The 14,385-nt window shown below is 70.8% G+C and carries 10 protein-coding genes; 5 read left to right on the top strand and 5 right to left on the bottom strand.

Features of this window, described 5'->3' with window-relative positions:
* Positions 1–9 precede the first annotated feature (9 nt).
* Together ACZ4LX_RS06535 and ACZ4LX_RS06540 are read left to right on the top strand one after the other, a co-directional pair.
* Positions 10–2,427, top strand: a complete 2,418-nt coding sequence (locus ACZ4LX_RS06535; protein ID WP_467638896.1) for a polysaccharide lyase 8 family protein — start codon at positions 10–12, stop codon at positions 2,425–2,427.
* Between the two features lie 4 nt (positions 2,428–2,431).
* A complete protein-coding gene (locus ACZ4LX_RS06540; RefSeq protein ID WP_467638893.1) occupies positions 2,432–3,406 on the top strand; it encodes an acetylxylan esterase in 975 nt (324 codons plus the stop codon).
* A 26-nt stretch (positions 3,407–3,432) separates the two neighbouring features.
* Here the strand turns inward: ACZ4LX_RS06540 and ACZ4LX_RS06545 are convergent, their stop codons facing one another.
* From ACZ4LX_RS06545 to ACZ4LX_RS06565, 5 genes are all read right to left on the bottom strand, one after another.
* The gene (locus ACZ4LX_RS06545) at positions 3,433–4,977 is read right to left on the bottom strand and encodes a phytoene desaturase family protein (protein ID WP_467638890.1); all 1,545 of its coding nucleotides are present in this window, start codon (positions 4,975–4,977) and stop codon (positions 3,433–3,435) included.
* A gap of 56 nt (positions 4,978–5,033) precedes the next feature.
* Positions 5,034–7,271 (bottom strand): serine/threonine-protein kinase, encoded by a 2,238-nt coding sequence (locus tag ACZ4LX_RS06550; RefSeq protein WP_467638887.1) that lies wholly within the window; start codon positions 7,269–7,271, stop codon positions 5,034–5,036.
* A gap of 17 nt (positions 7,272–7,288) precedes the next feature.
* The gene (locus ACZ4LX_RS06555; protein WP_467638884.1) at positions 7,289–8,188 is read right to left on the bottom strand and encodes an oxygenase MpaB family protein; all 900 of its coding nucleotides are present in this window, start codon (positions 8,186–8,188) and stop codon (positions 7,289–7,291) included.
* A gap of 324 nt (positions 8,189–8,512) precedes the next feature.
* Positions 8,513–8,788 (bottom strand): hypothetical protein, encoded by a 276-nt coding sequence (locus ACZ4LX_RS06560; protein ID WP_467638881.1) that lies wholly within the window; start codon positions 8,786–8,788, stop codon positions 8,513–8,515.
* A 498-nt stretch (positions 8,789–9,286) separates the two neighbouring features.
* Positions 9,287–10,036 (bottom strand): transposase, encoded by a 750-nt coding sequence (locus tag ACZ4LX_RS06565; protein ID WP_467638878.1) that lies wholly within the window; start codon positions 10,034–10,036, stop codon positions 9,287–9,289.
* A 695-nt stretch (positions 10,037–10,731) separates the two neighbouring features.
* On the opposite strand from ACZ4LX_RS06565, the gene ACZ4LX_RS06570 reads away from it, so the two are divergent.
* The 3 genes from ACZ4LX_RS06570 to ACZ4LX_RS06580 all read left to right on the top strand — a co-directional run bounded on the left by ACZ4LX_RS06570 (position 10,732) and on the right by ACZ4LX_RS06580 (position 14,309).
* On the top strand, positions 10,732–11,490 hold the full coding sequence (locus tag ACZ4LX_RS06570; RefSeq protein WP_467638875.1) for a transposase: 759 nt from the start codon (positions 10,732–10,734) through the stop codon (positions 11,488–11,490).
* A gap of 417 nt (positions 11,491–11,907) precedes the next feature.
* The gene (locus ACZ4LX_RS06575) at positions 11,908–13,908 is read left to right on the top strand and encodes a hypothetical protein (protein ID WP_467638873.1); all 2,001 of its coding nucleotides are present in this window, start codon (positions 11,908–11,910) and stop codon (positions 13,906–13,908) included.
* Positions 13,905–14,309: a hypothetical protein gene (locus ACZ4LX_RS06580; RefSeq protein ID WP_176156439.1), complete on the top strand. Its 405-nt coding sequence runs from the start codon at positions 13,905–13,907 to the stop codon at positions 14,307–14,309. Before ACZ4LX_RS06575 ends, ACZ4LX_RS06580 begins: the two co-directional genes overlap by 4 nt.
* The last annotated feature ends 76 nt before the right edge of the window (positions 14,310–14,385 follow it).

A 14,385-nucleotide genomic window follows, 5' to 3' on the forward strand; every position in this document is an offset into this window, starting at 1 on the left:
GGCCGCCCCATGAAGCCAGGCACCACCCGAGGCACCACCACCCGGCGCACCGTGCTCACCGGTGCGGCGGCCATCGGCGCTGCCGCCGCCCTGCCGTTCACCCTCGCGGCCGGCTCCGCGCAGGCCGAGGACCCCGTCGACGACGCCGCTTCGCTGCGTGGCCGGTGGCACACCCTGCTCACCGGCGGCCCCGGTCTCGACCTCACCGACCCGCAGATCGCCGCCGCCGTGGCCCGGATCGGCAAGGCCGCGACGACATCCGCGAAGGGCCTGGACCCGTCCCGCACGGACGGGCTGTTCCCCGACCTGACCAGCACCACGCTCTCCAACCACGTCACGACGTCCTTCAAGCGGCTCGCGACAGCCGCGACCGCGTGGGCCGTACCCGGAACCGTCCAGTACGGCGACACCGCGCTGCGGGACCTGCTTGTGGCAGGCATCGACTGGATGCTGACGAACCGCTACGGGCCGGAGCACACCCGGTTCGACAACGACTGGGACTGGGAGATCGGCTCCGCCCTCGCGCTCAACGACGCGGCCGTGCTGCTCCACGACGTGCTCGGTGCCGAGCGGCTCGGCCGGATCAACGACGCCGTCCGGAGCTACACGCCCGATCCCAATCTCTGGCGGGCCGACCGGCAGATCGCGACAGGCGCCAACCGGGTGTGGATCTCCACCGTCGTCGCCGTGAACGCGGTGCTCCGCGACAGCGGCGCCGACCTCGGCCGGGTCCGTGACGCTCTTTCGGACGTCGAGGGTTCGGGTGCCAACAGCGTCCTGGCCTTCAACGACGCGAGCGCGGCGGCGGAGGGCACGGGTGAGGGCTTCTACTCGGACGGCTCGTTCCTCCAGCACTACAAGCACCCGTACAACGGCGGCTACGGCAAGGAGTTGCTGAACAACCTCTCCCGGCTGCTCAACCTCCTGGCCGGTACGGCGTGGACGGTCACCGACCCCGATCTCGACAACGTCCGGCTCTGGGTGGACGAGGGATTCGACCCGCTCCTGGCACGCGGCGATGTGATGGCCTCGGTCTGCGGGCGCGAGATCGCCCGCCCGAGCAAGCAGGGCCATGTCTCGGCCCAGACCGTCATCGAGGCGGTGGTGCGGCTGATCCCGAGCTTCCCCGGGGAGACCGCCGACCGGTTCACCGCGCTGGTCAAGCAGTGGATCGCCGAGGACACCTACCGCGACTTCCTCGCCGTCACCGACCTCGCCTCGCTCGTCGCGGCCCGGGACGTCATCGCGTCCCCGGTTCCGGCCCGGGGCCCGCTGGTCGCGCACAAGCAGCACCCCCGGATGGACAAGGCGGCCCACCACCGGCCCTCGTTCGCGCTCGGCGTCTCCGCGTACTCGTCGCGGATCTACAACTACGAGTCGATCCAGAACGAGAACCTGCACGCCTGGCACCTCTCCGACGGCATGGTGCTCCTCTACACCGACGACCTCGGCCACTACAGCGAGGACTACTGGCCCACGGTCGACCCCACCCGGCTGCCCGGGACCACTGTCCTCGCGGGTCGGCCCGCCGACGCGGCGGGGCAGCGCACCACCAGCACCGCCGACTGGGCGGGCGGCACGGCACTGCCCGGGACGACGCTCGGCGCGTACGGCATGGAGCTGAGGGCGTTCGGCAGTTCGCTCCAGGGCCTCAAGAGCTGGTTCTGCCTGGACGACGTCATCGCCTGCGTCGGCTCCGGCATCACGGCCGACGCGGGGACGGCCGAGACCGTGGTGGAGAACCGGAAGCTGCGGGACCCGGCGACGGCCCTGCTGGTCAACGGTCAGGCGGCGCCGACGGACACCGGCTGGTCCGCGCGGCTGGACAAGGTGCGCTGGCTGCATTTCGCCGGAACCGGCGGATACATCTTCCCCGAGCCCGCCACCCTTCAGGGCGTGCGCGAGGACCGGACCGCGACCTGGCGCGAGATCAACCTCAAGTACGGCACGGACACCTCGGTCACCCGCCCGTATCTGACGCTGTGGCAGGACCACGGCACCGCGCCGGAGGGGGCCGGCTACTTCTGGCTGCAGGCGCCGATGGCCTCCGCCGGGCGTACGAAGCAGTGGTCGTCCGCGCCCCCGGTGCAGGCGGTCGCCCGCACCACGGCCGTGCACGCCGTACGCCGCTGCGCGGACGGACTGCTCGCCGCGAACTTCTGGACCGCGGGCACCGCGCAGGAGCTCACCTCGGACGGGCCGGCATCGGTCCTCGTCCGGCCGGAGGGCAGGACGGTGACCGTCTCGCTGTCCGACCCGACCCAGCTGCGGTCCTCCGTCGTACTGCACCTGGCCCAGCGCAATCTGAGCGTCGTCTCGGCCGACCCGGGCATCACGGTGGCGCCGACCGGCACCGGTGTCCGTATCACCGCCGCCACGTCCCGGCTCCACGGCTCAACCCTCGGCGTCACCCTGAAGAGGAGCTAGACCCTTGCTGTTCGACATGTCCCTGGACCGGCTGCACGACTACCGGCCGGAACCGGAGGAGCCGGCCGACTTCGACGCGTTCTGGGAGAAGACGCTCACCGAGACGGCCCGCCACCCGCTGGACGCCGAGTTCGTCCCGTACGACGCCGGATTCGCCACCGTCGACGTGTTCGACGTGACGTTCCGGGGCTGGGGCGGCCAGCCGGTCAAGGCCTGGCTGATGCTCCCCCGGGAACGCACGGGGCCCCTGCCCGTGGTCGTGCAGTACATCGGCTACAACGGCGGCCGGGGTATCCCGTACTCCTGGCTCACCTGGAGCACCCTGGGCCACGCCCATCTGGTGATGGACAACCGGGGGCAGGGCGGTGGCGGCAAGAACACCGCCGACACCGTGGACATCGGTCCGGAGGGGAACGGCTCCTCCTCCCCCGGCTTCCTGACCCGCGGCATCGAGGACCCGTACCGGCACTACTACCGCCGGCTGATCACGGACGCGGTCCGGGCCGTCGACGCGGCGAAGGCCCACGACGCGGTGGACGCCTCGCGGGTCGCGGTGCTCGGCGGCAGTCAGGGCGGCGGCCTCGCGCTCGCCGTGGCGGGACTGCGGGACGACATCGCGGCAGTCGTCGCCGATGTGCCGTTCCTCTGCCACTACCGGCGCGCCTCGCAGATCACGGACACGGGACCGTACGCGGAGATCGCCCGCTGGCTGTCCGGGCACCGCTTCCGGATCGAGGAGGCGATGGAGACCCTGTCGTACTTCGACGGGGTGAACTTCGCGGCGCGGGCGACCGCTCCGGCGTGGTTCTCGGTGGGGCTGATGGACAAGGTCTGCCCGTCGTCCACCGTGTTCGCCGCCTACCACCGTTACGCGGGCCCGGCGCAGATCGAGGTGTTCACGTACAACGGGCACGAGGGCGGGGCGGAGTACGACCTGCCGCGCAAGATCGCCGCTCTGCGCGGTGTGTTCGGCCCGTAGCGGATCCCTGGGTCAGCGGGTGAGGTTCACCGGCCCAGCGCCGCCATCGCGGCGTTGTGGCCGGGGACTCCGCTGACCCCGCCGCCGCGTACCGCACCGGCCCCGCAGAGCAGGATGTTGGCGTGCGCGGTCTCCACACCCCAGCGTCCGGTCGCCGGGGTGGCGTACGGGAACGCGAGGTCCCGGTGGAAGATGTGTCCGCCGGGCAGCCGCAGGTCCCGTTCGAGGTCGAGCGGTGTTCTCGCCTCGACGCAGGGCGCGCCGTCCACGTCGTGTGCCAGGCAGTCGGCGAGCGGCTCCTCCAGATGGGCGTCGAGCTCGGCGAGCGTGGCCTTCAGCAACGTGACGCGGGTGGCGTCGTTGTCCGCGGCGAACAGGCGGGCCGGGGTGTGCAGGCCGAAGAGGGTCAGGGTCTGGTAGCCCCTGGCTGCGAGATCCGCACCGAGGATCGAGGGGTCCGTGAGCGAGTGGCAGTAGATCTCCGAGGGCGGGGCGGCGGGGAGCCGGCCCGCTGCCGCGTCCCGGTAGGCGTCGGCCAGCTGCCCGTACCCCTCGGCGATGTGGAAGGTCCCGCCGAACGCCTCGCGCGGGTCCACGGACCGGTCCTTCAGCCGGGGCAGCCGGGTGAGCAGCATGTTCACCTTCAGCTGGGAGCCCTCGGCGGGCGGGGGCGGCGCGTCGCCGAGGAGGGTGGCGAGAGCCTCGGGCGAGGCGTTGACCAGGACGCGGCCCGCCCCGACGGCCGACTCACCGCTGTCCGTGCGCACCGTCACCTCGGCATGTGTCCCGTCGGTGTCGATCCGGACGGCCTCGTGCCCGGTACGGATCTGAGCCCCGGCTGCCAGGGCGGCGCCGGCGAGGGCGTCGGTGAGCGCGCCCATGCCGCCGACCGGGACGTCCCAGTCGCCGGTGCCGCCGCCGATCACGTGATAGAGGAAGCAGCGGTTCTGGAGCAGTGAGGGATCGTGCGCGTCGGCGAAGGTGCCGATGAGCGCGTCGGTGAGCACGACGCCCCGGACCAGGTCGTCGGCGAAGTTCTCCTCGACGGCGGCGCCGATCGGCTCCTCGAACAGCATCCGCCAGGCGTCCGTTTCATCGATCCGTTCCCGCAGCGCGTCGCGGGTGGGCAGCGGCTCGGTGAGTGTCGGGAAGACGCGCTCGGCGACCCTCCCGGTCAGTCCGTAGAACCGCTGCCATGCCTCGTACTCCCGGTCGGAGCCGGTGAGCGCGGCGAAGGAGCCGCGGGTGCGGCCGCCGCCGACGAGCAGCCCGGTGGCACGCCCGTCGCGGACGGCCGGGGTGTACGAGGAGACGGTCCGTCTGCGTACGGTGAAGTCCAGCCCAAGATCGCGGACGATCTTCGGCGGGAGCAGCGACACCAGATAGGAGTAGCGCGAAAGCCGGGCGTCGAACCCGGCGAAGGGGCGGGTCGAGACAGCCGCCCCACCGGTGGTGGCCAGCCGTTCCAGGACCAGGACGGACTGTCCGGCGCGGGCGAGGTAGGCGGCGGCAACCAGTCCGTTGTGGCCGCCGCCCACGATCACGGCGTCATAGCTGTCTCGTGCGGGCATGCCCCTTGGTAGCACGGACACGCGTCCCGGACCAGGGATCCCGTCGGGCGTGGCCGTCAGCGCGGCGGGCTGCCCTGCCGCTGCCGCAGCGCCGCCACCTGCCGGTAGAGCTCGACGGCCTCGGGCCCCCGGCCGAGCTGTTCGAGGCAGTGCGCCTCGTCGTTGCGGCCGGCCAGGGTGTCGGGGTGGTCGGCGCCCAGGATCCGGGTCCGTGCTTCGGCGACCTGACGGTACGCCTTCAGGGCGTCGGCCCAGCGCCCGAGCCAGCCGAGGCCCACGGCGATCTCGCGACGGCTGACCAGGGTGTCGGGGTGGTCGGCCCCCAGGACGCGTTCGCGGTGCGCGCACACCTCGCGGGATTCGGCCAGCGCCTCCTCCCAGCGGGCCAGTCTGCCCAGGTTGACACCGAGCCCGTGGCGGGCGCGGAGGGTATCGGGGTCGGCCGGGCCGCTGACCCGCGTCCGGTCCTCGACGAGCCCGCGGTAGAGCTCCAGGGCGTCGGCACTGCGCCCCAGCCGGCCGAGACTGATGCCGACCTCGTAGCGGGCCGCGAGGGTGTCGGGGTGGTCGGCGCCCAGGGCCTGCGAACGGGCCCGGACGACTTCCCGGTAGGTCTCCAGTGCCTCCGTCCACCGGCCGAGCCGGCCCAGGGTGTAGCCGACCTCGTAGCGGGTGACGAGGGTGTCGGGGTGGTCGGCACCCAGGAGCCGTCCGCGTGCCGTCGCCACGTCGCGCGCCATGACGTACGACTCCTCCAGCCGGCCGAGCCTGCTGAGGTTGAACGCCATGTTGTGGCGGCAGCGCAGGGTGTCGGGGTGGTCGGGCCCCATCAGGCGCTCCCGGGAGGCGAAGACAGCGGCGTAGAGCTGGTGGGCCTCGAAGTGGCGGCCGAGCCGGCCCAGTACGTACGCCATCTCCTGACGCGCCGCGAGGGTTTCCGGGTGGTCGGGGCCAAGAGTGCGTTCGCGGCCCCGGGCGACGCGGTCGAACTCCCGCAACGCCTCCGCCGTACGTCCTGTCCGGCTGAGGGTGAACCCGACCTCGTACCGGCTGGAGAGCGTCTCGGGGTGGTCGGGTCCCAGTACGTGCTCGCGTTCGGCGGCGACCGCGCGGTGGACCTCCTCCGCTTCCTCCCAGTGACCGAGCCTGCCCAGGTTGAGGCCGGCGCTGTGGCGGTTGGCGAGCGCCGAGAGGAGTTCCGGGTCCGGGGTGGGCCGCCCGGCCCCGGCCGGCCCGCCGGTGGTCCATGCGCCGGTCAGACCCGATGCGGGACCGAGTGGATCGGGCGGGCCGCCCGCGCTGCGTGCCGCCTTGTGGCCAGTGGTCATCCCGCGGGTCCAGTCCGGCAGACGCCGTGCGGGTGCGGCCTGCCCGCCGGGTCGCACCACCAGTGCGGGCGGTGCGAGCAGCACCTGACCGGTCGGCTCCAGGTGCGGGTGTTCCCCGGTGCGGCCGCCGGCGATGCGCCGGCGCAGGTCGCTCGCGTCGGCCGGACGCTGCTCCGGGGTCTTGGCCAGCAGTTCCAGGACGATACGGTCGAGGAACCCGGGCAGTTCCGCCCGGTGGGTGCGCAGCGGTTCGGGCGCGGTGTCGCGGTGCCCGACAAGCACACCCCAGGCGTCGTCCAGGTCGAACGGCGGGGCGCCTGTGGCGATCTCGTACAGCACGCAGCCCAGTGAGTAGAGGTCGCTGCGGTGGTCGACGTGGCCACCGCTGATCTGCTCCGGTGACATGTAGTGCGGCGTGCCCATGGCGACGCCCGCACCGGTGAGGCGGGAGGTGACAGAGATGTCGTGGCCGAGTCTGGCTATGCCGAAGTCGCAGATCTTCACGGTCCCGTCGGCCAGCCGCATGATGTTGGCGGGTTTGAGGTCGCGGTGGATGATGCCCTGGTGGTGGGTGTAACCGAGGGCGTCGGCCACCTGGTCGGCGATGTCCACGACGTCGTCCACGGGCAGCGGACGCTGCCCGTTGTCCTCCAGGAGCTGGCTGAGGTTTCGGCCGTCGAGGAGTTCCATCACCAGATAGAGCACGCCCTCGTGCTCGCCGAAGTCGTGGACGACGGTGACGCCCCGGTGCTGGAGGGCTGCGGCGACGCGGGCCTCCCGGCGGAAGCGTTCGCGCAGGATGCGGGTGAAGTCCTGGTCGTGCTGCGGGCCCATCGGCTTGAGGCATTTGACGGCGACCTGCCGGCCGAGCGATTCGTCGCGGGCACGCCACACCTCGCCCATGCCGCCACGCCCGATCAGCTCAAGCAGTCGGTACCGGCTCTGGATCAGCCTGGTTTCCGCCATCCCCGCCGTCGCCCCCGTCATTCCGCCTGCTGTTGCTGTGCCCTCCCCGGCCCGTCCAGTATGGCTGCCTGCCCTGTCAGTTTGTACGGGGTGGGGCGGCTGCCGGGTCCGAGTCGCGCCATCGCGTTCACGATGTGGCCGGGCGGGATTCGCCAGCGCAGCTTCGACGGGATGGCGCGCAGGACGGTTCCGGTGGTGCGCAGGCGGCGGTCGACGGTGGCCACCGGCGGTACCGGTCTGCCGTACAGCTCATGGGCGAACGGGGGCAGTGACTGGTAGGCCAGGGTCGCCACACGCCGCCACAGCACGGCGCGCGCGGGTGTCAGCAGAGGGTGGACGGGCGGCCGGCGCAGGAAGTCGTCCACCTCCAGGGCCTCGGCTGAGGAGGCCAGCTGGGGACGTACCCGCTCGAAGTAGTCCGCCAGTCGCGCGGTGGTCCCGGGCACTTCGTCCGGGTCGAGACCGACGAGGCGCGCCCCGGTGCGGTGTTCGTCGACATATCGGTCGGCCTGCGCGTCGGTGAGCGGGTAGCCGGAGCGCCGCTGGACCTGGAGGTAGGAGTCGACCTCCGCGCAGTGCACCCACAGCAGCAGGTCCGGCTCGTCGACGCCGTACGTCTCACCGGTCAGCGGGTCGGTGACCTTGAGGAGCCGGTGGATCCTGCGGACCCGGGCTCCGGCCTTCTCGGCGGCTTCGGTGGTGCCGTAGGTGATCGTTCCGACGAAGCCCGCCGTACGCATCAGCCGGCCCCAGGCGTCCTTGCGGAAGTCGGAGTTCTGCATGACGCCGCGCACGGCGCGGGGGTGGAGCGCCTGGAGGTACAGGGCGCGCACCCCCGCCACCCACATCATCGGGTCGCCGTGCATCTGCCAGGTGACCGATGAGGGCCCGAAGAGCCCGGGGTCGGGTTCCGTCATGTGGTCCTGCCTTCCACTGGTGTCACTGACGGTCCGTCAGCCGGGCACGAGGCGACGGGCTGCCGGGATCACAGGTCCGGCCTTCCGGATCCGGGGCGTTCACGCAGACGCGGGATCCGTTCGGCGTTCCCCGGCAGCCGTGGCAGCGGGAACTCAGCGTAGCTCCGGGGCACGACCAGGTCTGCCGGCGCGGTGGCACCGAAGTCACCCGGGACCACAGCTACGCGTGGGCCGGGGCCGAGAGCCATTCCTTCGCCGGGGAGCGCGTCCCGGCTGCGGGTGGGAGCGGTGACGGCACGACGGACCGCGCCGTCACCCGACGCCTCACACGCATAGGACATCCTGCGTGAGGTGCAGCGGATTCGAGTCCTCCCGCTTACGGTCCGCCGGCGACTTCTTGACCGAACCGTCGGCGTTCATGCTGAAGATCCGACCGCAGGGCTGGAAGGTGTCGTCATGGAGTGCGGCTTCTTCGCGAAAGCCGTACGTACCGCTGTTGCGGAGAATGCGGCCGTCGTGGTTCCGGACGGCGTGGCCGTCGTTCGCCCCGCTGCTCGTGAGAATCTGCAGGCCGCTTCCGTCGGGCTTGATGGTGCGCACGTCGAAGTGGGTGAAGAGGATCCGTCGCCGGCCACCCCGACCAGCACAGTGTTGGTGGTCGCGCGTGCCTGGTCGCGTGTGTCCGGAGGAAAGGGCCGGCGCCGGACCCGGGGCGCCACTCGGCCGACGGAGCCGGGCATCGGCCGCCGGCGGGAACGAGGTTCACCGGTCACTCGACCGCCGCACGCCCCACCGGCCGCCGGCGTGTGACGTATCCGCCGGCAGCCGACGTCCCTGGGGCCCGCCGGGGGCGGAGCGATCACCTGCCGGCACATCACGGGCGCGCTCTCCCCCTGTACTGTGCCCCGCCCGGCGACGGTTGAGTGGGGTGACGGCACGACGGCGGCTGCGGGACCGGAGCGAGGCCGGAGTGCGGCCCCGTCCGCATGAGGTTCCCCTGGCGGAACTGTGCAACGAGGGGTTGCTGGAGATGGACGACGCATCGATCGAGGGTTCACACGTCGGATCCGGGCGCGCCAGGCGGGCCATTGAGCGTTTTCAGCGTTGCCTCTCCAGGGTGAGGACGGCTCTGGCGATGACGCTCATGCGGTTGGGGCTGATGCGGGATCTGCGGAAGATCTGCCAGGACTTCAGTCGTGCCATGCCTCGTTCGACGGGGGCCCGTGCTGCGGACAGGGCACGGTTCGCTGTCTGCTCGGTGGGTGTGAGTTCGCCGCCCGGCGGTCGGCGCTTGGCGGTGGTGACCCAGTCGCCTGCACCGATGTAGGCCATGTCGGCGAGGATCGGGATGCCCTGACGTTCGCAGATCCGGAGGATCTTGTGGGTGCGGGCGGCGGTCAGGTCGTGTGTCCGGCCCGGCAGGGCCGGCGACAGCCACAGGATCTGGCCGGCCGGGTTGGTGACGACCTGCACGTTCACCCCGTGCCGCTTGTGCTTCGAGGAGTAGTCGGCCCTGCCGTCACCGACGCGGTCGCACTCCGCGAGCGTGCCGTCCAGGAGGACGAAGTCCGGATCGTGTGCGCGTAGCGTCTTCAGCAGACCCGGTGCATGCTCGGCGAGTAGGCTGGTGACCGTGGTGACGTAGGCATGGGCGGTGCCGACGGATATCCCGAAGGCCGAGGCGATACGGGCGAGGGTGTCGTGGCGGCGCAGGTACACGAGTGCGATCAGCGCACGACGGTGCGGCGGGAGTTTGCACCGGCGGTCACCTTCACGGGTGATGATGAGCATCGTGACCCACTCGACCAAGGCGTGAGGCAGGTCGATTACGGCAGGATAGGGAACCAACAGGGCTCCTGCGTTGCTGAGTTGAGACGTCGAACACCTCCCTCAACGGCACGGGAGCCCTGTCCGTTGCGCACTCCGATCCCACACCGCCCCGTCACTCGATCAGTGGCCACTCTGAAGACGCTCACTGACTAGGAGCGAATACGTGACCGCTGATTTCCCGCTGTGACTGAGCACTTCAGTTGGCCAGTGAGCGTTCGATCTGGCCAGTTGAGCGCCGCCATTTCCCCTGGTCAGCGGGTCCTGATGTTAGAGAGCTGCACTCCTCGGAGTGCGGCCTTGGGTATCGCGCCCGCAGGCAATGGTGTGCGGGCGGAGCCCCCTGCACTGATCCTGCCACTCAGGCCCCGTTCGCCCCGCCTCGGGACCGGGTGGCCGGGGACAGCTCGCGGGTTCGAGGAAGGCAGCCTGGTCGCTCCGGACGTGGGAGCCGGGCCGGTCTCCCGAGTGTGCGCGGCTAACGAGCTCGTGCACGGTTAGCGGTGAGACGTCGGTCTCCGATCGGCGATCATGGCTGGGTGGTGGGGAACGTGACGCGCGCAGCGATCATCAGCGACCGGAGGATCACGGGCCTGTCAGCCGCTGTGATCGCTGAACTCGTTGCTGAGGTCGCACCGTTGTGGCATGAACGGCACCAGGCCAGGCCGGCATCCCGGTCGCGGAAGCGTGCGGTGGGCGCCGGCGCGAAGCACCGCATGGTCTTCGTCGATCGGCTCCTGGCCACGCTCGTCCACCTTCGCCACGGCGTCACTCATGATGTGCTGGCCTGCTGGTTCGGCGTGGACCGCTCGACCGTCACCCGGGCTATCGGCGAGGTGCGGCCCCTGCTCGCGGAGCGGGGACGCACCGTCAGCCCCGACATGCGGCTGCGAACCCTGGCCGAGGTCGTCGATCATCTCGGCCAGGCCGGGGAGACCGGCATCATCGACGGCACCGAGATCCGGGTCCGCCGTCCGGCGGTCGGCCACAAAGACCGGGACAGGTTCATCTCCGGCAAGAACAAGCAGAACGCCGTGAAGGCCATGGTCTTCACCGACGGGGACGGACGGTTGCTGTTCTGCAGCCCGACCAAGCCCGGAAGCTGCGCGGACATCACCCACGCCCGCGAGTTGGGGCTGGTCAAGCTCCTGGCCGAAGGTCATGCAGTCGAGATCCTTGCCGATGCCGGCTACCAAGGACTCGGAGCACAGACCGGCGGACGTGTCGTGACGCCGCCGCACCGCAAGTTCAAGAAGAACGCCCCGGACTGGTACGAGGAGATACACGAGCGCCAGCGCAAAGCGCACTCCTCACGCCGCATCCGGGTCGAGCACGGCATCGCCCACCTGAAGAACTGGCGAGCACTGGCTTGCCACCTCGGCCGCCGCGAGCACATGGACGACACCGTCCAAGCCATCGCCGGCCTGCTGTCCCAGCAACAGACCGCAGACCGGATCCTGGCGTGGCAGACGTGAGCACCGAGGCCCCCGGCCCTTCGACGTCTCACCGCTAACCGTGCACGAGCTCGTTAGTGAGCCTGGAGTCGCACGGTATCTGCCGATGCGTCAGAAGGAGTCCAGTAAAACCACTTTGAGCGATGGTCAGCGAACCGGTAGGGTGCGGCCGACGCCGTTGATTGCGGCGGTCAAACGCCTGCGCGCGCGGACCGAGGTCTGCAACCGCACGACTTGGGCTCCTCTCCGCCTGCGACGGCCTCGCCGCCACACACGTAGAGCACTCGAACTGCCACTGACCGACGTGACAACGCTACGAAACCCTGAACGGACTGAGGTTCTTCAGAGGCGGAGTGGGTGCGTGGCAGCCCGGATGGCGCCGCGTGACGCGCGGCCAACGCCGGCGTACTACACGCCGGCCATCCAAGAAGGCGCCCCATGAGCAGCAGTTCCAAGCCGGACCGTGGCGAGACCCGTGAGATCCAGGTCATCCCGGTCAGCGGATTCCGAAACGGCAACGGTGAGTTCGAGCACCGTGTCCCGCCGGTCAGCCAGACGACCAAGGCCCAGACCCAGCTCGGCAAGCTCGGCGGAGTTCTCCTTAGCCCCAGCCACATCGAGCGTCTCGCCCACCTGGCCACCGACCCCCAGGAGCTCGAGCTCAGCCGGGCTGAGCGGCACCGGACGCCGTTCGGCTGGCTGACGACGCTGAACTTCCGCGCGTACGCGCCGATGATCTCCCCTGCGGTGGAGAACGACCGGTTGCTCGCGGACGCGAGCTACGCCGCCGACCCCAAAGCGCCCCGCAGCCGACTCGCGCTGTCGATGCCGGCCCCGCACGACCGGTACGCGACACTGGTCCACGGCGACGCGTTCGAGGCCGTGATGGAGGCCGTGGACCGGGCCGCGATCGCCGTGCAGAAGGACAACCCGCAGGACGTAGGGGAGCGCATCGTTGAGCGCTCGCTGACGCTGGTGCCGGCGACCTTCACCGGCTCCCCCGACTCGGTCGGCGAGGACTACACGGCCGTGGACGGCAACTGTCGGCTGATCTCCTGCCTGGTGCTCCTGCCGGTCGAGCGCGGATGGCTGACCGGCGACGCCCGCGACCACACCCGGATCCGACTGCTGCCCTCGTACCTCATGCGACTGCCGCTCGTTGCCCGCCGTGAGCTCGTCCGCAAGATCGCCAAGGTGGCCCACAAGCGACTGGCGCAGCCGCCGAAGGGTACCGAGGCGGACCAGCGGGAGCGGAACGAAGCGGCGATCGCGCTCAACGCGCTCACCGTGCCGGTCCAGGTGATCGTCGGCTACGAGGACGACGACCCGCAGCGCGGGATGGAGCGCTTCCCCGCCGCTGTCCGCAGCGTGCTGGTGCGCATGAACGTGTCCGCCAAGAAGTTCTCCGCCGGCTCCCAGCACGCCGTCGTCGCCGAGGAGATGGCGACGGCCCTCTACGACGAGGGCCTGCTGGATTGCGGGCAGCCCGACAAGGACCTGGCGACGGCGCGGCGGGACGTTCTGATCGGCCGCGAGCAGGTGCCCGAGGGGATGCGCCTGCTTGGCCTGGACGACCTGCCCGACCTTCGCTTCGCCCAGATCGTCCAGGAGCTCACCCGCAAGGGGCACGCCTTCAACCGCCTCGTGCGCTCCCAACTCGGTAAGACTGGTCTCTACCTCAGCCACCGCAACGGGCCGGTGGTGGAACTGGGACTGCGTTCGTACTCGGCGAGCGTCGAGACGCCGAAGCACCTGGACTCGATCCGCAAGGCGCTGGACACCGGCTGCCTGTGGCAGGACCTGGTCGACACCGAGTGGACGGTGGAGAACGCCGCCACGGACCACGCCATCGACGGCCTCCGGGACCGCGCCCACGCCAACGACACCCAGGCCGCCCTCGTGCTCGGCGTGCTCGGCATGGTCGCCTTGGTGGTCACCGGTCACCTGCGGGCCGCCGCCGGCTCGGCCGAGGAGACGGTCGGCACCACCATCGCCCGTACCAGCGTCGGGCAGATCATCAAGGGCCTCCTGGAGACCGGGCCGGGCCGCGAGCTCTTGGCCGACGCGGTGAAGCGGTCTCGGGCCCGCCAGCCGCTGCGCTGGTGGGACAGCGAGTCCAAGTCCCTGGTCGAGCAGCCGTCGGACTGGGCGACCTCCACCTTCAACGCCTACCTGCGCCAGGCGGTCCGGCACGGCTTCACCTCCGAGGCGGAGCGCAACAACCCCGCCGCCAAGGAGGCCGCGAGCCTCACCCGATTCCAGGAGGCGGTGTTCACCGCGAAGGACCGGCTGATGGACCTCATCGAGATGCGCGACGAGAACGGCACTGACGACAAGATCGCCTGGCTCGAGGTGGAGTCGACGTTCGGGATCCTCGCGGGCATCACCGCTCGCCTCGGCAAGATCGCCGAGTCGGAGCCCCTGTCGGACAGCTGGTGAGCGCCCTGGTGTGGCAGGGCGTCGCCACGATGACGCCCGAGCGCTACGCCGTGCTGGCCAGCCTGGTAGGCCCCTGGCTGGAGGAGTACCGGGACTCTCCGATCTGGATCGGGGAGGACAGCGGGAACGAGCGTCGTGCCATCTACATCCCGGTGAACGGAGAGGGCGTGGCCTGCTACTGCGGACGGACCCGACCCGAGCGGGCGCTCTGCGGGGGCGCCGCTTCGGTTCGTATCCGTCAGCACATGGCGGAGTCCAGGTCCAAGCGGGAGGAGTGGTCGGCCTACTGGGTGCTGCCGCTCCGCGCCGATACCCCGGCTGTCGTGGTTGGTGAGTTGGAACGTACGGTGGCCGCTCGCCTCGGCGTTCCCCTCGTCAATCGCCGCTGGCGTCGCCACTGACGATCCGTCCCGGGGGTGGGACAACCGCCCCCGGGACGCGACGTTTGGACGCTGATTCGCACGTACCCTCGCGCGG

It is taken from the genome of Streptomyces sp. NPDC026062 (assembly GCF_055568375.1).

Bases quoted from the DNA above. Each gene is read 5' to 3' on its own strand.
- ACZ4LX_RS06550 (WP_467638887.1), bottom strand. From the start codon at position 7,271: ATGGCGGAAACCAGGCTGATCCAGAGCCGGTACCGACTGCTTGAGCTG.
- ACZ4LX_RS06570 (WP_467638875.1), top strand. From the start codon at position 10,732: ATGGTCTTCGTCGATCGGCTCCTGGCCACGCTCGTCCACCTTCGCCAC.
- ACZ4LX_RS06545 (WP_467638890.1), bottom strand. From the start codon at position 4,977: ATGCCCGCACGAGACAGCTATGACGCCGTGATCGTGGGCGGCGGCCAC.
- ACZ4LX_RS06555 (WP_467638884.1), bottom strand. From the start codon at position 8,188: ATGACGGAACCCGACCCCGGGCTCTTCGGGCCCTCATCGGTCACCTGG.
- ACZ4LX_RS06575 (WP_467638873.1), top strand. From the start codon at position 11,908: ATGAGCAGCAGTTCCAAGCCGGACCGTGGCGAGACCCGTGAGATCCAG.
- ACZ4LX_RS06535 (WP_467638896.1), top strand. From the start codon at position 10: ATGAAGCCAGGCACCACCCGAGGCACCACCACCCGGCGCACCGTGCTC.